We start from the raw sequence: 5,884 nt of genomic DNA, 5'->3' as shown, positions 1-5,884 counted from the left end.
GACCTACGGGCCGCTTTCGGTGACGGATTTCGTCAAGCGCTCGTCGGTCGGCTATGTCACCTCGGTGGCCTATCCGGAACTCGCTCTGCACGCCCGCAGGCTCGCCCGCTACGAGGGCTTCAGCTCGCATGAGAACGCGGTCTCGGAGATCCGCGACCGCTATCTTGCCGGCTAAGCGGAACCGATCGCGATGAAGGCGGCACGACTTTACGGGCCCGGCGATCTGCGCGTCGAAGACATCGCGACGCCGGGCGCGCCGGATGCAGGCTGGGTGAAGCTGAGGGTCGATGCCGCCGGCATCTGCGGTTCGGACCTGCACAATTTCCGCACGGGACAGTGGATAAGCCGGTCGCCTTCGACGGCCGGCCATGAACTCACCGGCACGGTGACCGCCATCGGCGCGGGCGTCGACGCCTTCGCTATCGGTGACAGGGTTGTCGCCGATTCCCGCTTCTGGTGCGGAGACTGCGCGCAATGCCAAGCCGGCAGGCGTCATCTCTGCGCGTCACTGGGCTTCGTCGGAGAGGTCTGCGACGGCGGTTTTGCCGAACAGGCGGTGCTGCCTGCACGGCTTTTGCATATCATCGGTGCCGGGCTCGACGAGCGGGTCGCGGCAATGGCCGAGCCGCTGGCGGTGGCGCTGCACGCGGTGCGGCGCCTGCCGAAAACGACAGGCTCCGTGCTGGTCGTCGGTTGCGGGCCGATCGGCGGTCTTGCCGCCCTGCTGTTGTCGCGGACCTTCGCCGGCACCGTGCTGATCGCCGACCGCAACCAGAGCCGCTGTGCCCGGGTGGCGCGGGTGACGGGTGCCCGGATCGTCGATCTGAGCCGGGACGCCGTTGCCGCCGCAACTGCCAATGCCCCGCTGCTCGCGGCCATCGAGGCGACCGGCAGCGTCGCGGCGCTCAATCAGCTGCTCGGCGTTCTCGATCCCGGCGGTACGATCGCCATGGTCGGCATCTTCCACGGCCGCCTCGACATTGATCCCAATACGCTGGTCGAACGCGAAATCGGGTTGCTGGGATGCCATGCCTTTGCCGACGAACTGCCCGAGGCCGTGCGGATGCTGGGTGAATTGAGCGAACCGCTGCTGGCGCTGATCGACCAGGAGATCGGCCTGGATGACATTCCGGCTGCCTATGAGCGGCTGTTGGCGGGGCGCAGCGACGGCTTGAAAACAATTATCCGCATGCGGCAACCTGTCGAGTCGTGATTTCCGATGAATCGCCGGAAAGGACTTTTGAAATGATCACTTTGCCCGACACCGCCAGCCCTCTTTACGAGAAGGTGAAGGACTACATCCTGGCAAACATCGGAACGGGCCGGTGGGGCAAAGATCGCAAGCTGCCGTCCGAGAATGAGTTGGTCGCTTCACTCGGCGTCTCGCGGATGACGGTTCACCGGGCGCTCAGAGAATTGACCTCGGCCGGGTTTCTGATCCGCCTGCAAGGTGTGGGAACCTTCATCGCGCCACCGCGGCCACAGTCGACGCTGATCGAGATCAACAACATCGCAGCCGAGATCGTCGAGCGCGGCAACAGACATCGTTCCGAAGTCCTCGTCCTCGAAACCATCATGCCGACAAAAGAGCTGGCGCTGTCGTTCGAATTTCCAAAGCGCGTCTCGATCTATCATTCCGTCGTCGTCAATTTCGAGAACGATCTGCCGGTGCAACTCGAAGAGCGCTTCGTCAATCCGAGCCTTATCCCCGACTATGACAAGCAGGATTTTTCGAAGACGGCGACCTATGACTACCTCATGCAGAAAACCCCGGTGACCGAGGTCGAGCATATCATTTCCGCCATCCCGGCGGATGCCGAGACGGCGCGGCATCTGGGCATCGATGTCGGCGCCTGCTGCCTTTTCCTGCACCGCCGGACATGGACGGGCGCGGTGGTGGCGACGATCAGCAAGCTGACTTATGCCGGCAGCCGCTACTCGCTCGGCAGCCGCTATTCCCCTTCAAAAAGCAGCTGACGGAAGCAGGTCGAATGCAAGAGCGACAGATGACGCCGGCGCCGAGCCGCACGGCGCGGATCCGGGCACTCGCGCAGCATGATGTTGCCGAAGCACAAAGCGCGCTGGCGGCATTGCTGGGCGACCTGTTCGCGATGCGTCCCCGCAATGTCCGCATCAACTTCGATAAATACAGCCTCAATTCGTTGAACGGCTTCTTCGAGGACGACGGCAAGGCCTACTTCTTCAAGTTCCATCAGGAGGAGCGGGAAGAGGCGATGACGGGCGAGTATTACCGCGCCGAGATTCTGTCGCGCGCCGGCCTGCCGGTTGATCAACCCGTGCATATGTCGGTCCAACCGGGCGAGCAGATCCTTGTCTATCGCCGGCGCACGGATCCGAGGTTTTCGGATGTGCTGTTCGCGCTGGATGCGCAGGACGACGCCGGCAAACGGCGAGAAGCCGTTCTTGCCGAGCGCGACCTGTCGGCCAGGCTGCTCAAGGTCTATCTCGAAACGCTGCATCCGGTAACCGTCGAGGACGTGGCGGCGGAACCGATCCACAGGCTGTTTCATGAGCGGCTGATCGATGCCGACACGCGCTTGCCGCCAGGCGGCCGGCTGGCCGATTTCTATGTCGGCAAGCCGTTCGTCTTTCCCGGTGCCGAGCTGGATTGGGATAGGTTTTCCCGGCTGAAATTCGTCATCAATGGCGAGCAGTACACCGACAGCGTCGGTGAGCTTTTCGATGCCGCCGCTGTGCGCTTGCGGCCGGACCGGCTTACCGATGCAGGCGGCGTGGTCGCGCATGGCGACGCCCACAACGCCAATGTCTGGTACACGGCGAAGGCGGGGAGGGCGGAGCTGTCCTTCTTCGATCCTGCCTTTGCAGGCTCGCATATCCCGACGCTGCTGGCGGAGGTGAAGGCGACGTTCCACAACATCTTCGCCCACCCGTTCTGGCTCTATGATCCGGCGACCGCGACCGAGGCTTTTCGCGCCCATGCGCGGCTGGACGGAAACCTGCTCCATGTCGACACGGACTGGGACCTGAGCCCCGTCCGCCGCGACCTGCTGGAGGTCAAGGCCACAGCGCTGTGGCGGCCACTGCTGCTTGAGCTCAAACGGCGCGGCATGCTGCCGGCCGATTGGCGCGCGGTGCTCCGGGCCGGTCTCTTCCTGTCGCCGACGCTGGTCATGAACCTGCGCGCCGGCGCACGCAGCCACACGCCGGTTTCTTCCCTTATTGCCTTTTCGGTGGCGGTCATGGTCGGCAGCGAACCTGTTGCCGGAACCGATCGGGTGACCGATTTTCTAGACCGGATCGATCCCGGAGAGCGTAAAAATTGAGTCTTTCCAACTTGTATATGCATGTATGTATTTTAGTCTTGACATCCGCTCCCGCTGACGCTGAAATATCCGCGCACTTCACCATGAAGTGGCAGGTAAGACGCCGAGGCACAGTGCCGCAAGAGCAGAAACCCGCAGTCTCACCGGACCGGCTACCTCAGTCAGAAAAAGCGGTCCGATCATCAAGGGGAACAAGGATGATGCGTAACCTAACAGGACAATTTCGCGCGCTCGTGATGGCCGCCGCCATCGGGCTCGCCGCCGCCCCGGCGGCCTACGCGGCCGATGCGGCCATTCCCACCACGCCCGAGGCAGGAGCGTTCAAGATCGGCATCGAGCCCTGGCTCGGCTATGGCCAGTGGCATGTCGCCGAGGCCAAGGGCCTGTTCAAGACGAACGGGCTGAGCGACGTCCAGATCGTCAACTTCGCCGAGGACAAGGACATCAATGCAGCACTTGCAAGCGGCCAGCTCGACGCCGCCAACATCGCCACCCACACGGCGATGGGCATGGTTGCGGCCGGCCTGCCGGTGAAGATCGTGCTGCTGCTCGACGTCTCCATGACCGCCGACGCGATCATCGCCGGCAAGGACGTCACCTCCATCGCAGACCTCAAGGGCAAGCAGGTGGCCTTCGAGGAAGGCACGACGAGCGACATCCTGCTCAAATACGCGCTCACCAGGAACGGCATGTCGATCGACGATGTGAAACCGGTTCCGATGCCTGCGTCCGACGCCGGCAGCGCCTTGATCGCCGGCCAGGTGCCGGTCGCGGTGACGTATGAACCGTACCTCACCGTCGCCATGGCGCAGAACAAGGACCTCAAGCTGCTGTTCACCGCCGGCGAGGATCCCGGCCTGATCAGCGACGTGCTGGTGGTGCGTGACGAGGTGATCAAGTCGCGGCCCGGCCAAGTGCTGGCCATGATCAAGAGCTGGGACGCAGCGCTCAAGGACTACAATGCCGATACGCCCGGTGGGCGCGCCATCATCGCCAAGGCTGTCGGTTCGGACGTCAAGGACCTCAACACCGCCTTTGACGGCGTGCGTTACTACTCACTCGCCGAAAACAAGGCGGCGCTGACCGGTGATTTCACCACCAAGACCTTCGCCGATGTCGAAGCCGCCGCCAAGAACGCCAAGCTGCTGCAGGCCGATGTGACGCCGGAGCAGATGATCGACCCGTCATTCGTCAAGGCGGCGGAATGACCAAGGCCGGATCGCGGTGGTGACGCAGATGCCCGGGGAGCGTCCCGCTCAAACGGATCCGGCTCGTCCCACGAAACAGGCGAGGCGTCGCCGATCCTCCGGCATCGGCGTGCCCATCGCCAGGTCGCGCTTCCTGGTGATCGCGGTGGCCGTGTTCGTCGGGCTCGGCCTTGCCTGGTGGGCGGCGACCGGACTGGGGTTGGTAAAGCCGATCTTCCTGCCATCGCCGGGCAGCGTCGCTATGCAGATCGCCAAGCTCGCGGCCGACGGCACGTTGTGGCTGGACCTCAAAGCCTCGATGTACCGTATCTCCATCGGCTTCCTCATCGCCTCGGCCCTGTCGATACCGATCGGCGTGCTGATCGGCAGTTTCCGTTCCTGGGAAGCGGCCATCGAGCCGCTGGTGGATTTCATCCGCTACATGCCGGTCGTCGCTTTCGTGCCGCTCTCCATCCTGTGGGCCGGCACCGGCGATTCGCAGAAATTCCTGATCATCTTTATCGGCACGTTCTTCCAGCAGGTGCTGATGATCATGGACAATGTAAAACGGGTTCCAGCCGATTTCATCGGCCTTGGGCGCACGCTAGGCCTGCCGGATCGCAAGATCCTGACGCGCATCGTCGTGCCCAGTGCCTTGCCGGGCATCTGGGATACGCTGCGCATCAGCCTGGGCTGGGCATGGACCTGGCTGGTGCTGGCCGAACTCGTCGCCGCCACTTCGGGGCTCGGTTATCGCATCACCGTGTCCCAGCGCTATTTCCAGACCAACACCATCATCGGCTACATCCTGCTGCTCGGCCTGCTCGGCCTCATCACCGACCAGGTGATGAAGGCGCTGGAAAAGGTGCTGTTCAAGCAAGAGGGCCGCTCGCAATGAGGTCCAGCCGATGAGCCCCAAATTGCGGATCGCCGGTCTCCACAAGAGCTTCGGCACGGGCGAGCGGCGCACGGAAGTACTGCGCGATATCAACCTCGATCTTGCCGACAACGAGTTCGTCTCCCTGGTCGGCACGTCGGGCTGCGGCAAGAGCACGCTGCTGTCGATCGTGGCCGGACTGCAGGACTTCGACGCGGGCGATCTCAGCATCGATGGCGCGCCGATCCTGCAGCCTGGTCTCGACCGTGGCGTCGTCTTTCAGTCCTACACGCTGCTTCCCTGGCTGACGGCGCGGCAGAACATCGAGTTTGCCCTCAAGGCCGCTGGTTACGATCGCCCGACCTGCCGCAGGATCGCGCTGGAGCATCTCGAACTCGTCAAGCTGTCTGGTAGTGCGGACCGCTATCCGGCCGAACTCTCGGGCGGCATGAAACAACGCGTCGCCATTGCGCGCGCGCTTTCCTACCGGCCCAAGATGCTGTTGATGGACGAGC

At 63.4% G+C, this 5,884-nt stretch carries 7 protein-coding genes; all 7 read left to right on the top strand.

Annotation, left to right across the window (positions count from 1 at the left end):
* The coding region (locus tag EN925_RS19980; protein ID WP_206632863.1) for a histidinol dehydrogenase at positions 1-175 on the top strand (175 nt) is incomplete at its 5' end.
* 15 nt (positions 176-190) lie between these two features.
* Positions 191-1,213 carry an alcohol dehydrogenase catalytic domain-containing protein gene (locus EN925_RS19975; protein WP_063172699.1) on the top strand — a complete coding sequence of 341 codons (1,023 nt, stop codon included), beginning with the start codon at positions 191-193 and terminating at the stop codon, positions 1,211-1,213.
* 32 nt (positions 1,214-1,245) lie between these two features.
* A complete protein-coding gene (gene hutC, locus EN925_RS19970; RefSeq protein ID WP_013530484.1) occupies positions 1,246-1,977 on the top strand; it encodes a histidine utilization repressor in 732 nt (243 codons plus the stop codon).
* 29 nt (positions 1,978-2,006) lie between these two features.
* Entirely contained in the window at positions 2,007-3,305 is a 1,299-nt protein-coding gene (locus EN925_RS19965) for a hypothetical protein (RefSeq protein WP_164753797.1), read from the top strand.
* A gap of 197 nt (positions 3,306-3,502) precedes the next feature.
* Positions 3,503-4,513 (top strand): ABC transporter substrate-binding protein, encoded by a 1,011-nt coding sequence (locus tag EN925_RS19960; RefSeq protein WP_164745972.1) that lies wholly within the window; start codon positions 3,503-3,505, stop codon positions 4,511-4,513.
* Positions 4,514-4,622: 109 nt separating this feature from the next.
* Positions 4,623-5,390: an ABC transporter permease gene (locus EN925_RS19955; protein ID WP_027160903.1), complete on the top strand. Its 768-nt coding sequence runs from the start codon at positions 4,623-4,625 to the stop codon at positions 5,388-5,390.
* 10 nt (positions 5,391-5,400) lie between these two features.
* The coding region (locus EN925_RS19950; protein ID WP_128336839.1) for an ATP-binding cassette domain-containing protein at positions 5,401-5,884 on the top strand (484 nt) is incomplete at its 3' end.

This window comes from Mesorhizobium sp. M7A.F.Ca.US.006.04.2.1 (assembly GCF_004022915.1).
Classification (GTDB): domain Bacteria; phylum Pseudomonadota; class Alphaproteobacteria; order Rhizobiales; family Rhizobiaceae; genus Mesorhizobium; species Mesorhizobium ciceri.
This window is presented reverse-complemented; position numbering and strand designations above follow the sequence as displayed.